The organism is Ignicoccus sp., from assembly GCF_056435145.1.
This window is the reverse complement of the sequence record NZ_JBWNMZ010000008.1, coordinates 35,318-57,223: the sequence shown is the minus strand read 5'-3', so window position 1 is coordinate 57,223 and position 21,906 is coordinate 35,318. Positions and strand designations below refer to the sequence as shown.

Sequence of the window (21,906 nt, the reverse complement as noted above, 5' to 3'; positions counted from 1 at the left end):
TGTGCCCGGAGGGCCTAAAGCGCCGGCCTGGTTAAGTCGATGAGCGTGGGAGCTTGCAAAGGTACAAGAGGATAAATGTTGAGTCGAAATTCCGGTTTAAGTGCACGCGTAGGGCTTTCTGTTGCAGGGGCGGCCCTAACGTATCCCTTACGATCCATGACTTCATAAGGATAGCGAAGTTCTTGAAGAAGGACTGGAGAGAGCTCATACCGACCCACGTTAAGGTGATAATAGCCGACTTCGTGCCGTTCTTAGCGTTGAAGGGGATAAAGGGTGAGTGCGTGTTCTTGAGGAAGGGGAAGGAGGGGTACGAGTGCGAAATATATCCTGCGAGGCCCTACCGGTGCAAGCTCTATCCCATAATCCCTAAGGCGATAGGCTCAGAAGAGGTTTACTTAGACCTGAAGTGTCCGGGCCTCTGGGAGGGCCCGGAGAAGCGGGTGCCCAAGGAGAGCCTTGAGAAGTATTACAAGGAAGTGAAGGAACATTATGAAATCATAATGAAGTATGTGTTCCGAGGGCTGGAACCGGAGGAGGCGTTGGAAAGAGCTATAGAAGAGCTGTGGCCAAGGGTGGAACTAGAGGAAGACGAGGGGCTGCCCCCTTAAACGGGGAACAGAGGCCCTCGGGCGAAAAGAAATCTCTCTGTGAAGCGTGGGGCGAGACTCTTTACACGGAAGGTCCGGTGAAAATCTTAGACAAGGCGTTGAAAGAGTGCTTTGGGGACGGTAACCCGGGGACAACGAACCATCTCTCGAGAAAGTCCCCAGCGGTACCCCTTACAGACCGCGAACGCGGACCCAAACCCCACAACTCCCTTGAGGCCGTTTCCCCGTTCGCCCGGACCTCGAGCGCGCCCGAGCTCTGGGCTCCTCGAGCTCTAGAACATTTCCCGACTTTGGGTAAAAATTTTTTAACGACCCGAGGGGAGGGAAGCCCGGGCTTGGGGCCGTCGTCTAGCTTGGTAGGATGCCAGCCTGGGGAGGGAATCCCCGCGTCCCCCGGATCGCTGGTGGTCCCGGGTTCAAATCCCGGCGGCCCCACCATTTCACCCTCTCAGACTCCTGAGCTCCCTCAAGATCGGTATTTCCTTCACCTTCTCCTCGTCCAACGCCTCCCACAAGATCCCCTTAGGACGGGGCAACGGATCGAACTGCAGTAACCTCGTGGGCGTGGAGGCGAAAGTTAAGGGCACGTCCCACGGGTCCTGGGGCAAGGGCCCCTCCAAGACTTGTGAGTCGTGGACTGTGGTGGCTATTGGTACTTTCACGTCCATTAAGCCTAGTTCAGTGAGTATGCCGAACTCTAAGTCACCGTAGCCGGCCCCCTTCCCTATCCTCCTCCCCTCCAAGTCGACGGCCACTGAGCCCTCTACTACGAAGTCCACCCTCTTTACGCTGTTGAGCAAGTTGTCTACCGTTCTAAGCTTCTTCCCCCACTTGAACGCTCCCCTTATGGTTGAGGCCTCTCCGAACTTCTCCTTGGGCACCCTCTCCGGATCTATTAATAAGAAGCCCTCCCTAAGCCTAGGCGTGGCCATGATTAGGACCTTCCCCTCCTCCAGAGCGGCCAGCCGGACCCACCTCTGAGGGCTGTCCGGGTTGGCCTTGACGACCTCCGCGGACCTCCACTCTCGGAGCCTCCTCAGCCTCTCCGCAGCCTCCCTAGCCCCCTTGAAGTTGGGTATTCTCCCCTTTATCGGGAACGGGGGTAAGGCGAAAGGCTTTAACGTGTTCCAGACCAGTTCTCTAATTTTCTCCTTTTGGAGCTTCACGTTTGACATAGTTCTCCTTATCTTGGAAAGTTTATAGCAGATAATAGGCTTCTTAGCGTTGAACGCGCGAGAGGGGCTGCTAGTGAGAACTTGTGCCTCTTTAGAGAGTCAAGGAGTCAACTGTTTCGAGGAAGAGCTGAAAGTTTACGACTTACAGAAGGAGTTGAAAGAGAACTTCTGGAAGGCCATGTTGAAAGTTTACTTCGACGAACCGTGCGAGGAGCTCTGTTTGGGTGGCAGTCCCTCGTCCATAGTGCTTCTGACAGCCTCGATGTTGCGGAGGGACGACGCGTGTGTGACCTTAGATGGGCAACGGTTTAACTTAAAGGTGCTATGGACGTTGATGCAGCTCAACTAGCCCTTGAAGACCGTCGCCCTCTACGTTGTCGCTAAGGGCGAGGCCGCCCCGAAGGACGTGGTGGAGGAGATAGGCGAGCGAATAGGTATGACCAAGTCACAGAAGTCGTTGAAGCTGGCTTGGAGCTACCTAAAGGAGCTTGAGAAGAAAGGAATAGTAGTGAAGGTCGCTAGGGGGAGGTACGCTCCCAAGGAGGGGCTCTTCCGGTGTCCCAACAACCAATAAAATTTTTTAGTAAAGCTTCGGGACGGGAAGGCACGTGAAGCTCAACAAGGAAGAGAACTTCAGCGAGTGGTTCGATGCTGTCTTGAGGGAGAGCGGGCTCTACGATTACGGCCGCTACCCGGTCAAGGGCATGGGGGTGTGGCCCCCCTTCGGCTTCAAGCTCAGGAAGCTAGTCTTAAACATCATAAGGGAACTTTTAGACTCCACGGGCCACGAAGAGGTCTTGTTCCCGGTGCTCATTCCTAAGACGCTGTTGGAGAAGGAAAGCGAACACATAAGGGGCTTCGAGGGCGAGGTCTTCTGGGTAACAAAGGGAGGACACGAGAGCTTGGACGTTCCCTTGGCTTTAAGGCCAACCAGCGAGACGGCGATAAGCTACATGGAGTCTTTCTGGATAAGCAGCTACAAGCAGCTCCCGATGAAGTTGTACCAGATAGTCCCGGTGTATAGGTACGAGACCAAAGCTACGAGACCTTTGATAAGGCTGAGGGAGGTAAGTACCTTCAAGGAAGCCCACACGGCCCACGAGAGCTTCGGGGACGCCGACGCCCAGTGCGCCGAAGCAATAGAAATTTACAAGAGGGTGTTCGACAGGCTAGGGATACCTTACATGATAAGTCAGAGGCCCCCTTGGGACAAGTTCGCGGGGGCCCTCTACACTGTGGCCTTCGATACGGTAATGCCCGACGGGAGGGTGTTACAGATAGGCACGGTCCACCACTTGGGCCAGAACTTCTCCGTACCCTTCGAGGTTAGGTTCCACAGAAAGGATGGCGACAAGGACTACGTGTGGCAAACTTCCTACGGGCTCTCGGACAGAGTGATAGCGTCGTTGGTGGCCGTACACGGGGACGAGAGGGGGCTGGTCCTCCCTCCTGAGGTGGCGCCGGTGCAAGTGGTCGTGGTTCCCATACCACAGAAGGACGAAGAGCTGCAAAAGAAGGTAATGGAGGAGGCGAGGAGGGTGAAGGAAGAGCTCAAGGCTAATGGGTGGAGGGCAGTGCTGGACGACAGAGAGGAACTGACCCCCGGCGCTAAGTACTACGAGTGGGAACTCAAGGGAGTTCCGTTTAGGATAGAAATAGGTAAGAAGGAGGTGGATGGAGAGGAGCTCACTGTTGCACGCAGGGACTTGAAGAGGAGGGTCAAGATTAAGAAAGGTGAACTGGACAAGGAGCTAAAGAAGATGAGCGAGGAAATGATAAACAACATGAGGCTGAAAGCTTGGAACTTTATGAAGAGTAGGATAAAGAGGGTAAGGAGTCTGGACGAGGCAAAACGGCTCGTGGAGGAGAGGTACGTGGTCGAGCTGCCTTGGTGCGGCTCTAAGGAGTGTGGTTTGAAGGTGGACGAGGAGGTCGGGAGAGTGCTGGGCGTGCCTTTGGACGAAGAGGCTGAAGCGAAGGGGGAGAAGTGCGCAGCGTGCGGGAGAGAAGCTAGGTGGTGGGTGAGAGTTGCGAAAACCTATTAGTCGTGGGCCTCCTCCGCCCCGCTCAACATTTCTGAGTGCTTTATCTTCGGGACGGGTAAGTCCTTCACAGGCTTGAACCTGTCCTTCAACCTCTCCAGCACTTGGGGTAAGGTGGTGTACTCCATCTCGCTGGGGTCTAACCTGTGTGGCATGAACGGGCCGTGCCTCCTTATGTAATCTGCCACCTTGTTCGCGGTCTTCCTCGCCTCGTCGAAGGCGGGGTCGTCGAAGAGGTCGCTGGGGCCCACGAGTTTCGCGTTCTTCACTTGGAAGCCCAGCGCTATCACTCTCGGCGGGCCGTCGAACCTGGTGGGCCTGGCGTCCCTCACCGGGACGGGCATCAAGGGGCCGTTGTGGGAGCCCCTCATCCAGCCGGCTACCAAGTGGGGGAAGGTGAACGGTTCTAGCACTTCGCCCAACGCGGGGAAGCCGCTCTGGGCCCTGACTATCATTACCGGGTCGTCCTTGCCCACGTACTTACCGGCTATCAAGTTGAGCCTCTCAACGCTCACTACGGCCGCTATCTTGGCGTCCTTACGGAACACCCTCCTTATTACATACCTCGAAGGAGTCCCTATGAGGGCCAGTAAGTCGTAGATTTCCTCGGGAGTGTTCAAGTGAACTCCCTTGTCCTCGAAGACGTCCACCACCTCGAAGACGAAGCCGTCGTGTAGCCTCGGGTCTATCACCAAGCCAGCAGTGTTGAAGGGGTCGGCGAAGATCTTGTACAAGGGTAGGTTGAAGGCGCCGGGTTCGGTCTTGTCGGCCGCAAAGACCACTATGGGCTCGCTCGGCCTCTCCTCTATCTCCATCTCGGCAGCCGCCGGGCCTAGGCCCCTTACGTTACCGGAGAAAGCGTCGCTGAGCAAGTCTTGTCCGGCCGCGTAGAGCCCGAGCTCCTTGGCTACCTCAGCCGCTTTCTTGAAAGCCTCCCAGGCCAAGCCGTGCACGTCGGGGTGGTCAACCCCCTTGGTGTGGGTCATTATTAAGATTAAGTCGTCACCCACGTGAGTTACGTAAAAGTCGTTGATAACGCCGTTCTTCTTCGCTTCCGCGAGCACCCTAGAGGCGGCGGCCATACAGTCCGGGTGAACTGTGTGGTGGCCGGCCAAGGAGCCGATATCGGCTTTAATCACGCTTATGGTCGTCTTCTGGGCCAACTGGAGGCACCGAGCCCGCCTACCAAAGGAGGTTTTTCTGGTTTTAGGGACGATGAGGAACCGATAGGGCTCCGAGGGGTGAGGAGTCCCACGGTCGCCGAGTCAGCCCAGCTTAACGTAGCCCCCGGGCGCAACCGCCTTCGCTAGCTCCTCCGCTACTACGTTCCTTATCAACATTACCAGTACGGAGTAATTGGAAAGCAAGTGTTCGGCCACCATCTTGTCTATCTTATACTTCTTTATTAAGTTGTTATAAAGTACGTTCAGTATCTCCGGCCTATTGAGAATTCTAACCATTATAGACGTTAGGTTTGACTCGAACCCGTCGAAGCGTCGTTCGAGGGCTTCTAGCCTTGCGACAGTCGCGTTGAGAGCTTCTTTGGTCTTCAAGCTATCCAACTTAAGCTCCCTTAAACTGTTGTTGATCTTGACCAACTCCATATAAATGACGGTCTGGTTAGAAACCACTTCTCTCAATGTGGAGTTGAGGCCAGCGTAAGCTTCTTTCAGTTCGTTTATCTCTTCCTCTAACTTTTCTATTTCTGATATTCTCTTCTCAAGCTCCTCCAAGTAGTTATGTATGTTCTTCAAGTCGTTTAGCTCCTTCTTTACCGCGTCCAACTCTTCCTCCGCTCTCCCTAGTTCTAGCGCTAACTTAGTTATGTTAGATATCAAAACTTTTAAGTCGTCTTTAGTGGCGAACGACGCCTGTCTGAGTTCTAAGTTCTTTACTTCCTCGTAAAGCTTGTTCAAGCCTTTCTCCAACACGTTTATCCTCGGCGCGAACGACCTCAGCTTAACCTCCAGCTCCACGACCCGTTTGGTAAATGTTTGGTTTAAGGTATTTAACGAAGATTTGATCTCGTTTAGGGTGCTCTGAGTCTCTATCAAGGCAGAGCTCAAGGAGGCAATTTCTCCCTTTGTCCTCATTAGGTCCGTTTCAGTCTTGTTTAATTCTATGCTAAGGGCTATTATCTTTATGTTTGTTTGGTCTTTGAGCTTATTCAAGCTGTCGCTTAGAGCTTTATATTCCTTAATGACTTCTGCTAACTGCTGCCTTAAAGCTTTTATATTGGATTTGAAGAGGTGGTCTAACTCGTTCAGCTTAGCCATTATAGCTTTATTTTCGTTCTTCAAGATCTCTACATCCTTCAACCTTAAGTTCGTGGGGAAGCCTTGTATGAACCCCGCTAACACGCCTAAGGCGGCTACCGAAAGTACGAGGGATACTAGAGACAGAACTATGGGGACCTTACTCGTCTTGGCAATTACCTTTACTTCACTGACCGTAGACTTGGGCGTCTCGAACGCAGCCTCGGGGGGCCTCGCGGTTGCCCGTTCGCTGGGCTCAGGCGGAGGGGCGCTCTCCAGAGTCTCTTCCACGAAGGATCTGCCCTCCTCTTCCTCTTCCACTCCCATGCCCCTCAGCGCGTCGGCCGTCTTACTGAGACCCGCCTTTTCCGCCTTTTCGACAAGCTCTTGGGACTTCAGCCTCTGTTTGCTTATCTGCTCGGCCAAGCTCCGGTCCAACGTCGCCTTCTCCTCGTCGTCGAGCTTCGGATACTTGTTCTCCGAGACGAGCTCCAGTATGTTGTTTATGCAGTTCAAGTCGAACCTTTCACAGCCGGCGTCCTCCATTAATATCTTAAGCACGTCCACTACTACCACCTCAGAACCCGAACTCCGTCTGGAAGCTTGCCTCCTCGGCCCCTGAGGTAATAACAGTTAAACCTATGCTGCTACTAGCCACGGCCACTAAGAACGGGTCAGTAAAACACATAGGCCTGAGCGCCTTCGAGCCGCCGCGGGCCGCGGCCGCGGCAAACGCGGGGAGGTCGTTGAGCACGTCCTCCAAATTAACGTAGATGGGGGAGGAACAGACCCCCTCTACGCCGTTTACTATGGTTTTCAGCTCTATTGCCTCCGGGACCTTCTGGAAGTCCCTCACGTCGCACATGGTCACGATGTCTATAGTCTTCCCTTCTAGGGTTATCTTCGGCTCCCCTCCGGTCTCCACCTCCGCGCTCTCATATGCGTTAATGGCCATCTTGGTCGCCTCTGCAGCTATAGCGGACAAGTAGGAAGGCCCTCTAAGAGGCTTAGGCGTTGGGAGCTTGGTTTGGACCTCCACCACGCCCATGTAATCCGGGCTTTCGACGTCTAAGAATATAGCTATAGTGAAGTCTGCCAAGTTCTTAACGTATATGGCTGCGTTAACGTCCATACCTAACAAGTTTATGGTCCTCCACATGTCCCTTGCTCCGGTGCAGCCGGTCCCGTCCTTCTTCACGAAACCCACTCGGCGCGTGAACACTTGGACGCTCAAAATTGGCCCCCCGAACGCGTTACTCTTAAGAATATATTTACAGTTAGTTCTGAAAACTTATTATCCCTTGAGACCCTATCCTCCCTCAGCCGGGTGGTGTTGGCTTGAGCGTCACATTTTGTCCTAAATGCAAGGCGCTGATGCAAGTAGTTAGAAAAGATGGCAAGGTGGTGCTTAAGTGTCCGAGGTGCGGCTACGAAGTAGAGGTCAAGAAACCGACCAGGATAGTTAGATCCGTGGAGAAGGACAAACACATAATAACCACTTCCAAAGTAGTGAAGGCCGAGGAAAGGAGGGCACTGACGGAAGAAGAGAAAGAGATGCTACAAGACTACTACAGAGACATCTTCTTGGAGAACTTCGGCGGGGAGTGATTTTTTGCTTCCTCTCGAAGGAGCCACGGGCAACGAGGGATGAACCCCCTTGCAGCTCTGATAGCGTTCGTTCTCATAGTTATGTTCTTGGAGAGTGGTCACTTCGAAGTGCTGCTGCTCCTCCTTATAGCCCTAGGCGTCTTGCCCCCGGAGCACGCGGCCGCGCTGGCCAGGAGGCTCGGCAAGCTTTACTACGATCTCAGCAAGTCGTTGTCCTCTTTGGTCGAGGGCGGGCCGGCGGAGTGGCTCGGGAAGGTCGGCTCTTGGAGGGCCCGGAGGACGGCCGGCACATTAAAAGGAGGCCTCTCCGAGGCCTTAAAGGAGACTAAGGAGCCTTGAGGCCCCTCTACGCCCACTTGCTGAGGAAAGACACCAAGTACAGCGCTTACTACGTTACGGCTGTGATCGAGAGCTCGGGCTTCGAGGCTGTGTTCGTCAAGGACCCCCTTCAAGCACTCGCGCTTGCCAGAAAGAGACCCGTGGTCTTGGGCATATCACTCATGACTACCGATCTCCTCGATGAAAACCTCTTGAAGCGTATTAAGGTAGTGAAGGGAAAGGTATTTCTGGTCGCCGGGGGGCCCCACGCTACGGGCGACCCTTGGGGTACCTTGAACTTGGGCTTCGACGTGGTGATCCACGGCGAGGCCGAGGAGACTTTGCCGGAGCTCTTGAGGGCCTTAGAGGAGGGGTCGGACTGGAGGAGGATTAGAGGGATATACTCCCACGAGGGCTTCTCTGGGCCGAGGGGCCTCGCGGACTTGAACCGTTACCCCCCTTGGCCTCACTGGAAGGGCCTCGCCGGCCCGATAGAGATAACTAGAGGCTGTCCCTTCGCTTGCTCCTACTGTCAGACTACATTTATGTTCAAGGCATTTGTGAGGCACAGGTCTATTGAGAACATAATTGAATATGTGTCAATAATGAAGAAAATGGGTCTCAGAGACGTGAGGTTCATAACACCTAATGCGCTCTCCTACGGAGGCGACGGCAAGAAGCCGAACTTAGAAGCGGTGGAAGAGTTGCTGGCGCGCCTTAAGGACTTGGGAGCGAGGGCGTTCTTCGGTTCCTTCCCGAGCGAAGTGAGGCCGGAGTTCGTCAGCGAGGAGAGCATAAGGATCTTAAAGAAGTACGTTAGTAATAAGAGATTAGTAATAGGCGCCCAGAGCGCCTCTGAAACCGTGCTTAAGAGGATCCACAGGGGCCACACGTGGGAGGACGTAGTTAACGCGGTTGAGGTGAGCGTGAGGCACGGCTTCGTGCCGGAAGTGGACTTCATACTTGGCTTGCCTGGAGAGAGCGAGGAGGACATGATAGATACTCTTAGGGGGATGAGAAAGTTGGCTTCCATGGGTGCAAGGATCCACTTACACTACTTCATGCCCCTCCCCGGGACCCCACTCGCCTACGCCAACCCGACTCCCCTCCCGGAGAGGGTTAGGAAGGAGGTCGCCAAGCTAGTGGGGGAGGGCAAGGGCTGGGGGCAGTGGTTGAAACAAGAGGAGGTCTCTTGGAAGATCGTGGAGCTACGAAAGAAGGGGATTATCCTCCCCAAGAGGAGGACACTCATTTCCTCCCCCAGCCCTCTGGGGAGGGGCTGAGGGCTGCTGGACCACAAAAGGGTCAAGGTGGAGGGAGGGAAGTACTTAGAGGTAACCGGGCCGGCGGCAGTGAGGCTGGTGAGGGGTAACGCGGTCCTAATGGGAAAGACTTTAGAGGGCAATGACATCATAGTGGTACCCCAGTGGAGGACCTACGCGTTCAAAGTTATCGAGGATTCCGAGATAGACATCTCAGCTACATCAAACACCAAGATAGAAGTTAAAGAGAAGAACGTAATGGAGGAGTGGATAGAGGGCCTCTCCGAGGTAGTGGGGGCAAAGAGGGTCGTGGTGTTAGGACCTACCGACTCGGGGAAGAGCAGCGTGACTGCTACCTTGGTCAACATGAACTTGAACGAGGGGTACGAGGTAAGCGTGCTGGACAGCGACGTAGGCCAGAGCAACTTGTGTTTCCCCACCATGGTTTGTAAAGCCAAGGTCAAGGGCTACGTGTTCACGCTCAGCGACTTGGAAGCGGAGGAGCAGCGCTTCACGGGCACCATAACCCCTGCCGTAGAGAAGAGCCGGATAATCTCTTCGGTCTCTTCGCTCGCGAAGGGAAGGGTGGTGGTAGACACCGACGGGTGGGTTGAGGGCTTCGAGGCCGGCTGTTACAAGCACGAGCTGCTCCGGGCTATATCGCCGGACGTCGTAGTTTACATGGGGAAGGCGCCGTGGTGGGCCAAGGGGCCTTGGGAGCTCGTGGAGCTCCCCCCTTCCACGGGCAAGGAGAGGAGCAAAAGCGATAGGAGGAGCATAAGGAAGAACAAGTACAGAAAAGCTCTGGAAAGCTGCAAGACGAGGGACGTGGACTTAACGAATGTTAACGTCCTCATGTCAGTGATATTCAACAATCCTTGGGGAGACGAAGCCCTTAAGGAAAGTGTAAAGGAGCTAATAGGCGTCAAGCCGTTGCTCGTCGTTCCTTGGGGAAACAAGGTAGTCGCTGTAATAAAGAGAGGTCTGAGGTACAAGAGGGCGTCCAACGTGGAGGTGCTGGAAGAGGGAGAGGAGAGGGGCTTGTTGGTGGGCTTGGGAGACAAGTTCGGGAACGAGCGACTGGGCGCTGTGGTGAAGATAGACTACTTGAGGAAAGTAATGAAGGTGAGGACGTGTTTAGACGAAGATCCCGAGTACGTCATCTTCGGAAAGGTCAAACTTGAAGAGGACTACAGCGACAAGGTAGTCAAAAAACCGTTTTAGCTACACTTGATGCAGTACGGCCCGTTGACCAGAACGTACCAGTTAGCCTTGTTTATCATTATTATGCTCGTACCGTTCAGCTCGCTAGGAGCGTTCAACGCATTCCAAGACAGCAAGCCGTCCACGTCCTCTGAGCCCGTTGAGGCGTAGCTCCTCATAATTACCACCAACGGAGGTACCTTGCCGCCCTCCGTGTTGCTCAAGCCTATCACGAACGATTTTACTTCGTTTACTTTAGCAGTCATATTGTTGAACGTTATCAAGAAGTCGTTAGTAGGTGAGACGGCCAACGTCAAGTTGTTATAGTAGTTCGTAACGGCGGTCGAGAGTAGTTCTGCAGTCTTGTTGAAGGCTACTACGTTCCACTTGTCGGCGTTGCTAACCGGTAAGTTGAGCTTGGCGGCAAAGACGGCCGGCAAGTCAGATGTGGAGTTGTGCCACTCGAGGTTGCCGTTCCAGAAGGCCGCTACCGTTACGTTAGTCATGAAGTCAGTATAGTTGTAGAACGGATTCTTCGTAGTCGCGTACGATCCGTACTCGTTCAGCTGTAAGGACGTCAAGTTGCCGAGCACGTCAACTTGGAGGGTGGCGTTGTAGGGCCCGGTGACGTTAATTACTGTGTATCCCTTGTACTTGACGTACACTATAGGCGCGTCGACTCTGGGCGAGTACACGTCCGGCACCTCGACAGTTACGTAGTCCTCTAACGGTATCTTGGGTAAGGTCCTCGCGAACATGTAGTAGTAAACCCTGTCGTCAGTTTCTAGCTCATCTGTAGTAGTGTCGTTGTTCCTGTCGACGTAGCTGAAGCCTATGTACTTCACTTGGTCCGGCAGCAGCTGGCTGTACTCGGACTTCAGCTTGTATGCCGATAGGTCGAGAGTGCCGTAGTAAAATAGCCCGCCGAGCGGCCCGCCCTCGTGTATGTTGAAGTAAACTGCCGGGGTCAGCAAGTCGTACTTTACTACGTTGTAATATACCTTGTCCGGTTCGCTGAGCTTATAGGCCGGCTCGCTGGCGTAGTCTATTAAGTAGGACCTCCAAGCGTTCGACCAGAAGCCGTTCCTCGAGGTCACTAAGCGGTATTCGTCGTCGTCAGTGTCCTCGTAGAGCATCCACTTGAGCCAGCTCTTCCCGTCGCTCACCATTCCCGGGACGTAGGGGTAGATTATGTTCCAGCTTCCGGAGACGTAGTCGCCGTAGCTGCCGCCGTTCATTCCTATCCTGACTTCGTAGAAGCTGCCCTTCGGCACCTCCGGCCACAGCCAGAAGTTCCAGACCACCCTTTCGTTGAGCCAAGTACTGTTCAACACTATGCCGTTCCTCTGGGCGTTAAGTATGCCGGCCCTTATGGTCTCGGCGGCCTTCCACAGCGGGGTGCACGTGCCTTCAGTCTCTCCGTTCAAAGGCGTGCCGTAGATTGTTGATTTAATTACTTGTACTCCTTTAACTATGGTTACGTTAATCTGGCCTACGAGAGGCAAGCAGTGCTCGTCGTCGGAGTAGTCGAGGAGCTGCTGGAATCTCACCATGGCCCTTCCCCAACGAGAGTAATACGGGTACCACTGCAGCATGTATATCTTAGCCCTTTCCACGCCGGCCCCGACGACGTAGGCGTTGAGCCCGTACTCGTCCGGCTTGAGGGTGTAGGCGTAAACAGGAGGGCATTCAGCGGGATCGTAGCTGTAGAAGCACTGAACAGCCGTCTGAAGGCTGTCGAAGCTGTCTCCGTAAATTGTTACGTTGTATATGACTCCGGAGAAGGCTGCCATTGTCTCGTCATTGACGTTATTATCGTAGTACCTGCTCGCGTCCGATATCACTAAGGCCGGTTTGTCGCCCCTGAACAGCTCGTTCATCAACGAGGGAAGGCTAGAAGTCCCCGCGTACTGGTTTATCTCTGTTAGGTCCTCGCTTAGGCTCGGCAAGGGGGGCAACGAGCCCTCGAGCGTCTCTAAGGGCCTTACGTACACGTTCCACTCGTCGGTCTTGTTGTCGAAGGTAGCAACTATCATGTACTTCTTTCCGGGGACCAAGGTAGTGGACGCCACCGCTCTAGGTTTTATTTCGTTTCCGTCATCCGATATCTGAAATATCGTCGGCACGCCCTTGTAGATTGCCAACATCCAGCCCGTGCCGGTGGTCGGGTCCGCTTGGTAAGCTATGGGGAACAGCCAGTAGCCCACATCGGGAGCAGAGAAGAAGAAGTCGTCGTCCCTCCAAGCAGGGTTTATGTAATAGTTCAACTTATCCTCGTCCGCGAAGTTGAAGGCCCCGTCCCACCTGACTACAGCCACCACGCTGAAGGAGTTCTCGTTACTAACGAAGTTGAGCTTGTCTTGGGGGTCGTCGAAGACCGCTCCAGTCATGGTGAACGCGTAGCCCGGGAAGTTCCAAGTCCAAGCGTAGCTGTCCAACTCGATCCTCGCGCCGTAGAAGTCTACGTAGACTGGGAATACCTCCCTCGGGTCGCTCCCTCCGTTCTTTCCTACTAGTATCATGAACGAGCTCCTCCCCCCGGCCGGTAAGTAAGGGACCTTGACCCAGACGTAGCCGTCGCTCTTGGCGGGCCCTTCCGCTCTCACCGGTACTCTCGTGCAGTTGCCCACCACGGTCTCGTAACAGAACTTCAGCGGCGCGCCGAAGTCGTCTATGATGGTTATCGGAGTGGCGTTCAGTTGGGCCGGCAGCTTGACCCTAATCACTTGGTCGAACAAGGCTTCGGAGTTGGGGTTCTCAACGACTATTTTGTAGCTCCTAACCGTGCTATCTACCGGGTACTGAAGCCCCAAGAACTTCAGTCCGGAGGCTGTAGTTACGTTCACCGCATAGGTGGTTGTAGTGTTGGCGGCGGGCGCGTAGCACACGTCGTACCCGCTGAAGCTAGCGCACGGGTAGGCCAGCCCGGGGAACTCGACCTCGTGCTCGAAGAGCTTACCGTCAAAGGGGGTTCCGTCGGAGCCCTTAGGGTACTGCCCAGCTATGCCTAGGTAGAGACAGACCACCGCGCTATACTGGACCAGCGAGTCCGGCCTCATGGGAGCTGGAGCGGTAAAGTTGAACGTCAACACGCCGGAGCTCTTCCACAAGGGCTTGTCGGCGGTCAAGTTAGTAAAGGTATAGCTCCAAGGCAAGTAGGCGCTGGCGCTCCAGCTGACTTGGTAGAGGTTCGGGGTAGAAGTTATTCTCATCACCGTTATATTCCTCAAGTACACGTCGTCTATATAGTACTTCAACGGGCTGCTGGCAGGAGCAGCCTTTTCTATTATATCCTTAAGGTCTATAACAATACTCGTAGGTACGTTGTTTCTGGTTCCATTGAATTCTGGATTCAGTATTAAGGCTATTTGGTAAGCGTAGTTGTCTCCCACCACCGTCCTAGGAGGCGGGCACATGTACTGCAGAGGGTTGACGTTGCCTCCGGCGAGCACCGTTATGGGGCCTATTGAGAATACCGTGGTCGTCTGTTGGACGGTGGTTTGTTGGAGCACGCCGCCGACAGTGTTTATACAGTTGCTGAGCTCCTTCCACCCGATGCCCTCTATCAACATCCTCGCTGAGTATACGTTGCTGCCCTCGGGTGGGAGCAAGATTACCAAGGTAGCGGGTATCTTAATCGCACCGAGGGTGACGTACTCCGGCTTGTAGTTGTGTTGGCACGCACTATAAGCGACTTTGCTGCTTCCAGAAGTCCACATGTCCTTAGTGTAGAGTTCGGAGACGTTCTGGGCCCCTGAGCTCCTGTACACTTGGATTGCCTTCGCGTACTGGCAGAAGGCCGGTATATTATTGGTCTTTATTACTAGGATCGGGCCGGCAAGGGGGTCGTTGAGGACCGCGTAGCACGCGGACAAGCTCTGGGTCACGCTGGTCGCCAGCTGTTGCCTCTGGACCGCTTGGACCGTCCTCTCGCTTATGGTCGCTTGTTTGCTCAGTACATTAACCATTAGGACTACTGCGGCCAGCAGCATGCTAACTATTACGAGGAGCGCTAATAGGCTGGCCACTCCGCCCCTTCCCGCATTCGTCACTTTGAGGGCACCGTGGAACTGGCAAACGACCAAAAGTTTTAATCCGAGAGTTGCCGTTTCCGTACGGAAATGACAACGACCCTTCCTAAAGCTCTGCTTAAAGGTAAAGGTGTGGGGAAGTGGCGGTTTGAGAAGGGCGCAAAGCGAGCTGCTGGCCGCGCTCTTGCTGGCATCGATAGTGCTAGGGGCCCTCACTTGGTTGGTGAGCCAGTGGGAGAAGGGAGTTGGAAACCTGATCAAGAGGGTTAACGAGGTTGCCTCCCGCTCCGCTAAGCTCTCAATAAGGATAGATTGTAGCGGGAACTACTTAGTTTTCATAGATCCCACCGTCCCTTCAGTAACTGACGTCTCTTCGACCGAGTACAACAACTTGCGCTTCTGTTACGCAGAGCTCGCGGCCGGCTCTTACAAGGCTTACTTCGTCTTGCCTTTCTACTGCGACGGGAGGCCCGGAGCGTACTTGGTGTTCGGTACCTTCTCGAGGGAAGTTATAAACAACGTAACGTTGTATGCGTTTAAGCCTTCATCCTCCAACGCCATAGCGCCCGAGGTGGTCTGCAATAACATAAACTTCATGCCATTCGCAACCTTACACGTCGTTTTCCCGGACTTAAGCGAAAAAGTTGTCTCATGCTTTACTAATATAACTTTGGTAAACAGTAAGTACTTGTGGGGTGTGACTTCATGCGTAGGGGCTTAGGCGCCTTGGAGGTGGCAATACTCAGCGCGGTGACAGCAGTTGCGGCCGCGCTGCTGGGCTCCGCGCTCCTACACCCACCGCCGGAGCCCCAGACGCCGGCGCTCGTTGAGGTGGAGGCGGCCGTCGCCTTGGGGCCCCAGAGCAACGCCGCGGGCCAAACGCTGTCCGCGGCCCAACAGTGCTCCGAGTTGGCGTCCGCGCTCTACTCGGAAGGTCTCTTGTCTTCAAAGAAGTTCGTCGAGGTGGGCGACCCCGACTCGACCTACGCTTACGCAGTGTTGGTATACGTCTTGAGCCCCGGAGAGGTGAAAGGGATAAAGTTTAGCAGCTTTGAAACCGGACAAACGCTGTTCGTCGTCCAGAAGAGGATCTCGCTGGCGTCCGGGAGATACTTGCTGTGTATTTATCGCAACAAGTACTACCCGAGCTCTACGGTAGAGCTGCTCGGAGCGTCGGAGCTCTGTGTCAGCTGCGTCGCGCGCTGAGGACCTTCCTTAAGTCCTCCTCACCTATAGGCCCCCTCCTCAGAACCTTGATCTTTTTGCCTTCAACCTCGACTACGGTTGAAGGTGTACCCCCCACCGGGCCCATGTCTATTATCAAGTCGGCCTTGACGCTCACCTCTTCCACGCTCTTGGGGCTCTTCTTTCCGCTCAAGTTAGCAGAGGTGACCGCCAAGGGGCCTACGAGCTCCAGCAGCCTTAGGGCGAAGGGGTGGGCCGGCACCCTCACGCCGACCTTGCCGGTCCCCGCAGTGACGGTCGTTGGGACCCAAGGCTTTGCCTTCACCACTATAGTTAAAGGCCCTGGCCAGAAGGCCTTCGCCAAGGCCTCGCCTACCTCGTCGAACTCGCCCACCTCTCCGTGTTTTCCCAGCGGTGTCTGGACGGGCAAGGGCTTTTCCTTGGGCCTCTTTTTCACCTCGTATATCTTTTCTGCGAACTCTAGCTTAGACGCTATGCCGTAGACGGTCTCAGTGGGGATGATCACCAGCCCGCCAGACTCCAAGACCTCTCTCGCCTCCGCCAGCGCCTTCCGGAGCTCCTCCTCGTCTTTGGGCTTGAGTACCCTCATCTCTCTCCCTTGTTGCTGAACTCGAACGAAGGGGCTTTTTGTCGTCTCTCCTTAATTGCCTTTTCGGCCATAATTATTGCCAAATAATAGAGTACGAACATGGGTATGCCTATCGCTAACATGCTTATCCCGGTCCCGCCGGGAGTTATGACTGCAGCTAAGAACATTATTGCGATGAATGCAACTCTCAAGTTCTTTCCCTTCAGTTGTTCGGGGTTCAACATCCCCAGCAAGACTAAGTAGTAAACCACGATCGGCAGTAAGAACGATAGGCCCGTTATTATTGCTGTCATGACTGCGAACTCTATTATGTCGGACAGACACCATATGCTCTGGGCGCCGGCCGCTTGCCCGAAGAAGACCACAAGCTCGAAGCCGAAGGGGACTACTATCGTGAATGCGAATAGCTCGCCGAGTGCGAAGAGACCGAAGGTGGCCAAGACCCCGTTGCGGAGCATCCTCCTCTCGTGTTCGTGGAGCGCCGGCCACAAATAGCACAAGAATTGATATATTATGTAAGGGGCTGAAATCACCAAGGCGCCCCAAATTATAACCATGATATATGCGTTGAACAAGCTTTCAGCATGGCATATTACTGGCTTGACCCCCATGTGCATAATTGCTAAAGTTATTATCCTGAGGAGAGCAACCATTGCGGGCACGTAGCCTATCCACTTTATCAGCTCCGCAATGTACTGGGCGCCCACGGCCTCGCCCACGTCCTTCGGGCTGCAGTACAAGTGCATGAGGGGGCAAGTAACCCAGTTTATTGGGAAGAGGGCCACTACCAAGAGGGCCAAGAAGAACGCCACTATCGACCTCCTTATAGTCTTTAACAGCTCCTCCAGATGGTAGGTGATGTCCTCTATCCTCTCCGCCTCTTCTATGTTACACTCGAAAGGCGACTTCAACTTCTTTACTAGTGACATCAACATCTTCAACGCTTCTGTGTCCCCGCCCTTTAGGCTCTCGAGAGATTTAGGCTTGCGGGTCGGACGAGGCCCTCCGTTCACCCCTCACCCCTTACGAGCCACCTCACCCCCGCCGGGCCGCGTCTCAAAACCCGGGTGCCAGAGGCCTCCCAGGGCGGGGAGATGAAGGTAGTTGTGGGGAGCGTCAACCCCGTTAAAGTGGCGGCTGTAAAGGAGGCCGTAGAGGAGTTGGGGATAGATGCCGAAGTAGAGGCCTTGGAAGTCCCCAGCGGGGTGCCCCCGGTCCCGCTCGGGGACGAAGTCTTCCGCGGGGCCGAGAACAGGGCCTCCCGGGCCGCTCTCGACGGCGACGTGGGAGTAGGTTTGGAGTCGGGGCTTTTCTTGCTGAACAACAAGTTGTTTATGGTGTCTGTTGCGGCAGTGAAAGCCGGAGAACTCCACTTCGGCCTGTCTCCAGGCTTTGAGTTGCCCGAATCGTGGGCACCTAAAGTGTTAAGGGACAGGTCGGAGTTTTACAAAATGATGGAGGCCTTCGGGGGGAAGGAGCTGGGAAGGGGGAAAGGCTTGGTGGGAGTCCTTACGAATGAAGTAATAACAAGGAAGGAGTTCTGCAAAATGGCCGTAATAATGGCGTTGTCGAGAGCGTTCAATGAAGTTTGGCGATAGTCGAACACAATATCAGACCAGCGTCTTAACTCCGCTTAACCGGAGGGAATACGGAGCGGTGAAACCTTGGTCGGCATAGCGGGGTGGGGGGCCTACGTGCCCCTCTACAGAGTCCCGACGGAAGAAATAGCGGTCCACTGGGGCTCCGACCCTAAAATCCCATTGTCATTAGGCGTAAAGGAGAAGTCCGTCGCAGGGCCGGACGAGGACTCGGTAACGATAGCGTGGGAAGCCGCAATAAACGCCTTGACGAGAGCCCAAGTAGACCCAAAGGAGGTAGGAATGGTCTTCATAGGTTCTGAGTCCAAGCCGTACGCGGTTAAGCCTTCTTCCACCATAATTGCTGATGCCATAGGAATAGCTCCGGAAACCATGGCTGTGGACGCAGAGTTCGCTTGTAGGGCCGCCAGCGAGGGCTTGCGCCACGCGCTGGCGCTGGTGGGCGAGGGGACGGTGAGACACGCCTTAGTGATAGGAGCTGACACAGCCCAAGGAGCCCCCGGAGACGTGTTGGAGTACACCGCCGCCTCGGGCGGGGCCGCCTTCGTGATCTCCAACGAAAACGTAGTAGCCAATTTCGTAGACGCTTACACTTTCGTCACCGACACGCCGGACTTCTGGAGGCGGGACGGGAGCCAGTTCCCGGCCCACGGCGAGGGCTTCACCGGAGAGCCGGCGTACTTTTACCACTTGTACAACGCAATAAAAGAATTGATGGAGAGAAACTCGATAAAGCCGTCGGACGTGGCCTATTTCGTCCCCCACCAGCCCAACGTGAGGTTCCCCATGAAGCTGGCGAAGATGTTGGGGTTCAAGAGGGAACAGCTTATGATCGGGTTAACCACCGCAGATATAGGAAACACCTACAATGCTTCGGCCTTCCTAGGAATGACGAGGGTTCTAGACAACGCTTCCCCCGGGGACTTGATATTGATGGCTCCCTTCGGTTCCGGCGCAGGGGCCGACGCGTACTTGTTCGAGGTAACCGACAGGGTGGAGGAGGTCAAGGGCCTCGCGCCCACGACGCAGAGCTACATAGAGAGGAAGAAAGTTATAGACTACGCAACCTACTTGAGGTTTAGGAACAAGATAAAGAAGTTGGCGAGGTGAAACCCTTGTACGTCTGCTCTGCCAACGTGGTGAATGTAGGTAGGCACTACGATAAGAGCTCCTCTGCCCTCGCGGTCGAGGCCCTTTCGCCGGTGGTTAGGGAATGTGGCGAGCCCGACGCGCTGGTGCTGAGCACTTACTTATCACGCTACCAAGAGTCCTTCAGTAACTTGGGAGCCCTCCTGGCGGAGTACTTGGGGTTCAGAGGGGAGGTGTACGAGGTCTCCGCGGGCGAGGCCTCCGGCGGGGCGGCCATCGCTGTTGCCTATAGGCTGCTGAAGTCCGGCTTAAAGAGGGTCTTGGTAGTAGGGGTTGATAAAGTCAACGACTTCCAGTCGAAGAAAGCTGTGAGGCACCTACAGACTCTCTTGAGCCCCTACGAGTCCTTCTACGGCCTCACATACGCTGGTGCCCACGCGTTAGCTGCATTCCTCTACATGAGGGAGTTCAACGTGAGTAGGGAGGACTTAGCCCACTGGGCGGTGATTATGCACGACAACGCCACCGCAGTCCCCCACGCGCAGCTGAGGTTCCCGATTACACTGGAGAAGGTGTTGAACTCCAACTGCGTGGCCGAGCCCTTGAAGCTCTTGGACTCTCACCCGTTCAGCGACGGGGCTGCCGCGGTCATGCTCACTTCCGAGTCCTCGCCGGTAGCCTTAGAGGCGGTCGCAGCTTCCTCCCAATTAACTTTGGCCGAAAGGGACTTAACGTTCATGGAAAGTGCCAAAGCGGCTATGGAAGCGCTGGGGAGCCCCGAGCCGGAGGCCGTAGAGGTACACGACCCCTTCAGCGTCGCCGGCGTCATAGCTCTCGAGTCCTTGGGCCTCGCTCCAAGGGGGAAGGGCATAGATTACTTGCTTGAGAACCCGACCTCAGTCAACCCCTCAGGAGGGCTGAAGGCCCGCGGACACCCGGTGGGCGCCACGGGGGTCTACCAAGTGGCCGAAGGCTTCCTCGCGATCACTTCCGGCCTTGGTAAGCTGGGCAAGGTCAGCAGTTTCTTAACCCACAGCTCCAACTTGTTGGGAGCCACTACTTATCTAACTTACATGAAGGAGGTGTAAGCCGTGGACGTCAGTCCGGCCGCGGTGTGGAGGGAAAAGCCGTATAGGTATAGGCTAGAGGTGACGAGGTGTCCGATCTGCAAGAGGACGTTCAGGGAGGAGGTGAGCCGTTGCCCGAGGTGCGGGGTGGAGACCGTTAAGGAGAGGCTCCCTTGGAAGGGGAAGCTGCTAGCGTGGACCAAACTGTGTCAGCCGCCGGAGGGCTTCGAGGACCAAGCGCCTCTGTACGTGGGACTGATCGAGCTTGAGAACGGAGAGAGGGTGGTCGCGAGGTTGACGGACGTGACGGAAGGGCTGGAGGTCGGGGCGGAGGTCCAAGCGGTTTTGAGGAGGGTGAGGGCCGACGGGGAAACCGGGCTGATAGAGTACGCGCTCTTCTTTAGGGTCATTCCAAAATGATTACCTTCCTTATCTTTTTGTAGGCAGCAACCCTCTTGTTCACGAAGTCCATTATTTCCTCCGGAGTCGTCTTGCATCCTTCTTTCAGCTTCACCCTCGCCACGGGTATCTGACCCACCTCGCCGGCCGCTTCGCCCACTACCTCCGCTTCGGCCACACACGGGTGTTTGAGCAGTATCAGCTCTAAGTCCTTAGGGAATATCGGATATCCCTTGTACTTCAACATCCTCTTCCTTACCCCTCTAAAGTAGTAGAAGCCCTCCTCGTCCTTGGCCAGTATATCGCCGGTCCTCATCCACACGTTTCCGTTAACCTCCACGAAGGCCTTGGAGTTCTCCTCCGGGTCGGGATAAGACTTCATTACTTGGGGACCCCTGACCAGCAGTTCTCCTTGGTCCTCCACGGGCTCGAGGGTCTCGGGGTTCACTAACAAGGCCTCCACGCCGGGGAGGGGGAAGCCCAAGCTACCGACCTTGTGCCTCTCGGGGGTGGTGGCGAATATCTGGGGCGCTTCTGTCATGCCGTAGACTTGCAGCAAGGGCTTGCCCGTGAGCTCCTCCCACCTCCTCTGGTCGTCGGGCGGCAGGTAGGCCCCGCCGCTCATAGCCCACCTCAAGCTCCGACCCAAGGACTTGACGAGTTCTTCGTCCTCCTTCATTAGTGTCTGGAACACCAAGGGGACTGCCACTAAGTAAGTGGGGGCCCTCTTGCCCGTGAGCTCCCTTATCTTGTCGACATTAAACCTCTTCAGCAACAGCGCAGTAGCCCCGGAGACTAGGGCGCTCAGCAAGGCGGCGTCCAATCCCAACACGTGGGTGAGGGGAACGGTCACCAAGCTCACGTCATCTGCGCTTATCCCTTCAGCTTGCACGAGCGGCATTATGGCCCCGGTGAAGGAGCGGTGGGAGTGGATCACTTGCATCGTCCTCCCGGCTATGCCCGCGTAGTAGAAGACCCTCGCGTCGTCCTCGTAGTCGACTACCACCTCGTGCTCTCCGGAGGCGGAGGAGAGGTCCTTCTCCGTGAGGACCGCGTAGTCCTTCAAGGTCTCGCTCTCCCTCTGGACGACCTCCTCGTCTGCCAACACCACTTTAGGGGCGCTGTCGTAGAGCTGGAAGGCCAAGTCTTCCTTCTGCGTCAAGGCGTCAACTATGACTACCCTCGCGCCCGCGTACAGAGAGCCCAGCAACGAGGTGACGAACTCTGGCCTGTTAAACATTATTAGGAAGACTGTATCGCACTTCCTTACCTTGTTTTCATACAATAAGTTAGCAATCGCTTTAGCCTTCGAGATCAAATCATTATAAGTTAGCTCGGTTCCGTCTTCGTATACCAGCGCCGTCTTGTTGGGGGCTTCTCTGGCCCTCTCTTCTATTATCTTATGCACGGGCTTGCCCGGGTCTCGGTACACCGAAGCCACCGTTCCGGTCCGTAG

At 55.1% G+C, this 21,906-nt stretch carries 22 protein-coding genes and 1 tRNA gene; 15 read left to right on the top strand and 8 right to left on the bottom strand.

All coding sequences use genetic code 11. From position 1 onward, the window contains the following. Positions 1–53 precede the first annotated feature (53 nt). Both AC1HCZ_RS02965 and AC1HCZ_RS02960 read left to right on the top strand, forming a co-directional pair. Positions 54–608: a YkgJ family cysteine cluster protein gene (locus tag AC1HCZ_RS02965; RefSeq protein WP_479462057.1), complete on the top strand. Its 555-nt coding sequence runs from the start codon at positions 54–56 to the stop codon at positions 606–608. Positions 609–945: 337 nt separating this feature from the next. After that, a tRNA-Pro gene (locus tag AC1HCZ_RS02960) sits at positions 946–1,046 on the top strand. A 2-nt stretch (positions 1,047–1,048) separates the two neighbouring features. Here AC1HCZ_RS02960 and AC1HCZ_RS02955 read toward each other — a convergent pair. Further along, positions 1,049–1,783, bottom strand: a complete 735-nt coding sequence (locus tag AC1HCZ_RS02955; RefSeq protein ID WP_479462056.1) for a 5-formyltetrahydrofolate cyclo-ligase — start codon at positions 1,781–1,783, stop codon at positions 1,049–1,051. Between the two features lie 49 nt (positions 1,784–1,832). Here AC1HCZ_RS02955 and AC1HCZ_RS02950 point away from each other — a divergent pair, with 49 nt between their 5' ends. Genes AC1HCZ_RS02950 through proS form a run of 3 tightly spaced genes read left to right on the top strand, consistent with a single transcriptional unit; the run spans position 1,833 to position 3,828 of the window. Continuing rightward, positions 1,833–2,132 carry a hypothetical protein gene (locus AC1HCZ_RS02950; RefSeq protein ID WP_479462055.1) on the top strand — a complete coding sequence of 100 codons (300 nt, stop codon included), beginning with the start codon at positions 1,833–1,835 and terminating at the stop codon, positions 2,130–2,132. A 3-nt stretch (positions 2,133–2,135) separates the two neighbouring features. Continuing rightward, positions 2,136–2,357: a hypothetical protein gene (locus tag AC1HCZ_RS02945; protein ID WP_479462054.1), complete on the top strand. Its 222-nt coding sequence runs from the start codon at positions 2,136–2,138 to the stop codon at positions 2,355–2,357. Positions 2,358–2,391: 34 nt separating this feature from the next. After that, complete coding sequence (gene proS, locus AC1HCZ_RS02940) at positions 2,392–3,828, top strand: proline--tRNA ligase (RefSeq protein ID WP_479462053.1); 1,437 nt, start codon at positions 2,392–2,394, stop codon at positions 3,826–3,828. Here proS and fbp read toward each other — a convergent pair. The 3 genes from fbp to AC1HCZ_RS02925 all read right to left on the bottom strand — a co-directional run bounded on the left by fbp (position 3,825) and on the right by AC1HCZ_RS02925 (position 7,314). Further along, on the bottom strand, positions 3,825–4,988 hold the full coding sequence (gene fbp, locus AC1HCZ_RS02935) for a fructose-1,6-bisphosphate aldolase/phosphatase (RefSeq protein WP_479462052.1): 1,164 nt from the start codon (positions 4,986–4,988) through the stop codon (positions 3,825–3,827). The genes proS and fbp overlap by 4 nt on opposite strands. Before the next feature lie 102 nt (positions 4,989–5,090). After that, positions 5,091–6,656 (bottom strand): hypothetical protein, encoded by a 1,566-nt coding sequence (locus AC1HCZ_RS02930; protein ID WP_479462051.1) that lies wholly within the window; start codon positions 6,654–6,656, stop codon positions 5,091–5,093. Between the two features lies 1 nt (position 6,657). Further along, positions 6,658–7,314 carry a hypothetical protein gene (locus AC1HCZ_RS02925; protein WP_479462050.1) on the bottom strand — a complete coding sequence of 219 codons (657 nt, stop codon included), beginning with the start codon at positions 7,312–7,314 and terminating at the stop codon, positions 6,658–6,660. 104 nt (positions 7,315–7,418) lie between these two features. On the opposite strand from AC1HCZ_RS02925, the gene AC1HCZ_RS02920 reads away from it, so the two are divergent. Genes AC1HCZ_RS02920 through AC1HCZ_RS02905 form a run of 4 tightly spaced genes read left to right on the top strand, consistent with a single transcriptional unit; the run spans position 7,419 to position 10,492 of the window. Then, positions 7,419–7,688 (top strand): DNA-directed RNA polymerase subunit M, encoded by a 270-nt coding sequence (locus AC1HCZ_RS02920; RefSeq protein WP_479462049.1) that lies wholly within the window; start codon positions 7,419–7,421, stop codon positions 7,686–7,688. A gap of 39 nt (positions 7,689–7,727) precedes the next feature. After that, positions 7,728–8,027 carry a hypothetical protein gene (locus tag AC1HCZ_RS02915; protein ID WP_479462048.1) on the top strand — a complete coding sequence of 100 codons (300 nt, stop codon included), beginning with the start codon at positions 7,728–7,730 and terminating at the stop codon, positions 8,025–8,027. Continuing rightward, a complete protein-coding gene (locus AC1HCZ_RS02910; RefSeq protein WP_479462047.1) occupies positions 8,024–9,289 on the top strand; it encodes a TIGR04013 family B12-binding domain/radical SAM domain-containing protein in 1,266 nt (421 codons plus the stop codon). Before AC1HCZ_RS02915 ends, AC1HCZ_RS02910 begins: the two co-directional genes overlap by 4 nt. Positions 9,290–9,316: 27 nt before the next feature. Beyond that, the gene (locus AC1HCZ_RS02905; RefSeq protein ID WP_479462046.1) at positions 9,317–10,492 is read left to right on the top strand and encodes a Clp1/GlmU family protein; all 1,176 of its coding nucleotides are present in this window, start codon (positions 9,317–9,319) and stop codon (positions 10,490–10,492) included. On the opposite strand, the gene AC1HCZ_RS02900 is transcribed toward AC1HCZ_RS02905, so the two are convergent. Then, positions 10,489–14,556 (bottom strand): hypothetical protein, encoded by a 4,068-nt coding sequence (locus AC1HCZ_RS02900; RefSeq protein ID WP_479462045.1) that lies wholly within the window; start codon positions 14,554–14,556, stop codon positions 10,489–10,491. The two genes, AC1HCZ_RS02905 and AC1HCZ_RS02900, sit on opposite strands and share 4 nt — an antisense overlap. A gap of 94 nt (positions 14,557–14,650) precedes the next feature. Here AC1HCZ_RS02900 and AC1HCZ_RS02895 point away from each other — a divergent pair, with 94 nt between their 5' ends. Further along, positions 14,651–15,223: a hypothetical protein gene (locus AC1HCZ_RS02895; protein ID WP_479462044.1), complete on the top strand. Its 573-nt coding sequence runs from the start codon at positions 14,651–14,653 to the stop codon at positions 15,221–15,223. Beyond that, the gene (locus AC1HCZ_RS02890; RefSeq protein ID WP_479462043.1) at positions 15,208–15,708 is read left to right on the top strand and encodes a hypothetical protein; all 501 of its coding nucleotides are present in this window, start codon (positions 15,208–15,210) and stop codon (positions 15,706–15,708) included. Before AC1HCZ_RS02895 ends, AC1HCZ_RS02890 begins: the two co-directional genes overlap by 16 nt. Here AC1HCZ_RS02890 and AC1HCZ_RS02885 read toward each other — a convergent pair. Together AC1HCZ_RS02885 and tatC are read right to left on the bottom strand one after the other, a co-directional pair. Continuing rightward, on the bottom strand, positions 15,689–16,297 hold the full coding sequence (locus AC1HCZ_RS02885) for an L-threonylcarbamoyladenylate synthase (RefSeq protein WP_479462042.1): 609 nt from the start codon (positions 16,295–16,297) through the stop codon (positions 15,689–15,691). The genes AC1HCZ_RS02890 and AC1HCZ_RS02885 overlap by 20 nt on opposite strands. After that, complete coding sequence (gene tatC / locus AC1HCZ_RS02880; protein WP_479462041.1) at positions 16,294–17,310, bottom strand: twin-arginine translocase subunit TatC; 1,017 nt, start codon at positions 17,308–17,310, stop codon at positions 16,294–16,296. The genes AC1HCZ_RS02885 and tatC overlap by 4 nt, the downstream gene beginning before the upstream one ends. An 81-nt stretch (positions 17,311–17,391) precedes the next feature. Here tatC and AC1HCZ_RS02875 point away from each other — a divergent pair, with 81 nt between their 5' ends. The 4 genes from AC1HCZ_RS02875 (at position 17,392) to AC1HCZ_RS02860 (ending at position 20,471) form a co-directional block, all read left to right on the top strand. Then, the gene (locus AC1HCZ_RS02875; protein WP_479462040.1) at positions 17,392–17,895 is read left to right on the top strand and encodes a DUF84 family protein; all 504 of its coding nucleotides are present in this window, start codon (positions 17,392–17,394) and stop codon (positions 17,893–17,895) included. A gap of 66 nt (positions 17,896–17,961) precedes the next feature. Continuing rightward, a complete protein-coding gene (locus AC1HCZ_RS02870) occupies positions 17,962–19,005 on the top strand; it encodes a hydroxymethylglutaryl-CoA synthase (protein ID WP_479462039.1) in 1,044 nt (347 codons plus the stop codon). A 5-nt stretch (positions 19,006–19,010) separates the two neighbouring features. Beyond that, positions 19,011–20,072, top strand: coding sequence for a thiolase C-terminal domain-containing protein (locus tag AC1HCZ_RS02865; protein ID WP_479462038.1), 1,062 nt, complete (start codon positions 19,011–19,013; stop codon positions 20,070–20,072). A 3-nt stretch (positions 20,073–20,075) separates the two neighbouring features. Next, a complete protein-coding gene (locus AC1HCZ_RS02860) occupies positions 20,076–20,471 on the top strand; it encodes a Zn-ribbon domain-containing OB-fold protein (protein WP_479462037.1) in 396 nt (131 codons plus the stop codon). Here the strand turns inward: AC1HCZ_RS02860 and AC1HCZ_RS02855 are convergent. Beyond that, on the bottom strand, positions 20,458–21,882 hold the full coding sequence (locus AC1HCZ_RS02855; RefSeq protein WP_479462036.1) for a class I adenylate-forming enzyme family protein: 1,425 nt from the start codon (positions 21,880–21,882) through the stop codon (positions 20,458–20,460). The genes AC1HCZ_RS02860 and AC1HCZ_RS02855 overlap by 14 nt on opposite strands. Between the last annotated feature and the right edge of the window lie 24 nt (positions 21,883–21,906).

What these genes read in the sequence shown, in the direction of transcription:
- AC1HCZ_RS02955 (WP_479462056.1), bottom strand. Translation starts at nt 1,783, where the DNA reads ATGTCAAACGTGAAGCTCCAAAAGGAGAAAATTAGAGAACTGGTCTGG.
- AC1HCZ_RS02915 (WP_479462048.1), top strand. Translation starts at nt 7,728, where the DNA reads ATGAACCCCCTTGCAGCTCTGATAGCGTTCGTTCTCATAGTTATGTTC.
- AC1HCZ_RS02875 (WP_479462040.1), top strand. Translation starts at nt 17,392, where the DNA reads ATGAAGGTAGTTGTGGGGAGCGTCAACCCCGTTAAAGTGGCGGCTGTA.
- AC1HCZ_RS02890 (WP_479462043.1), top strand. Translation starts at nt 15,208, where the DNA reads ATGCGTAGGGGCTTAGGCGCCTTGGAGGTGGCAATACTCAGCGCGGTG.
- AC1HCZ_RS02885 (WP_479462042.1), bottom strand. Translation starts at nt 16,297, where the DNA reads ATGAGGGTACTCAAGCCCAAAGACGAGGAGGAGCTCCGGAAGGCGCTG.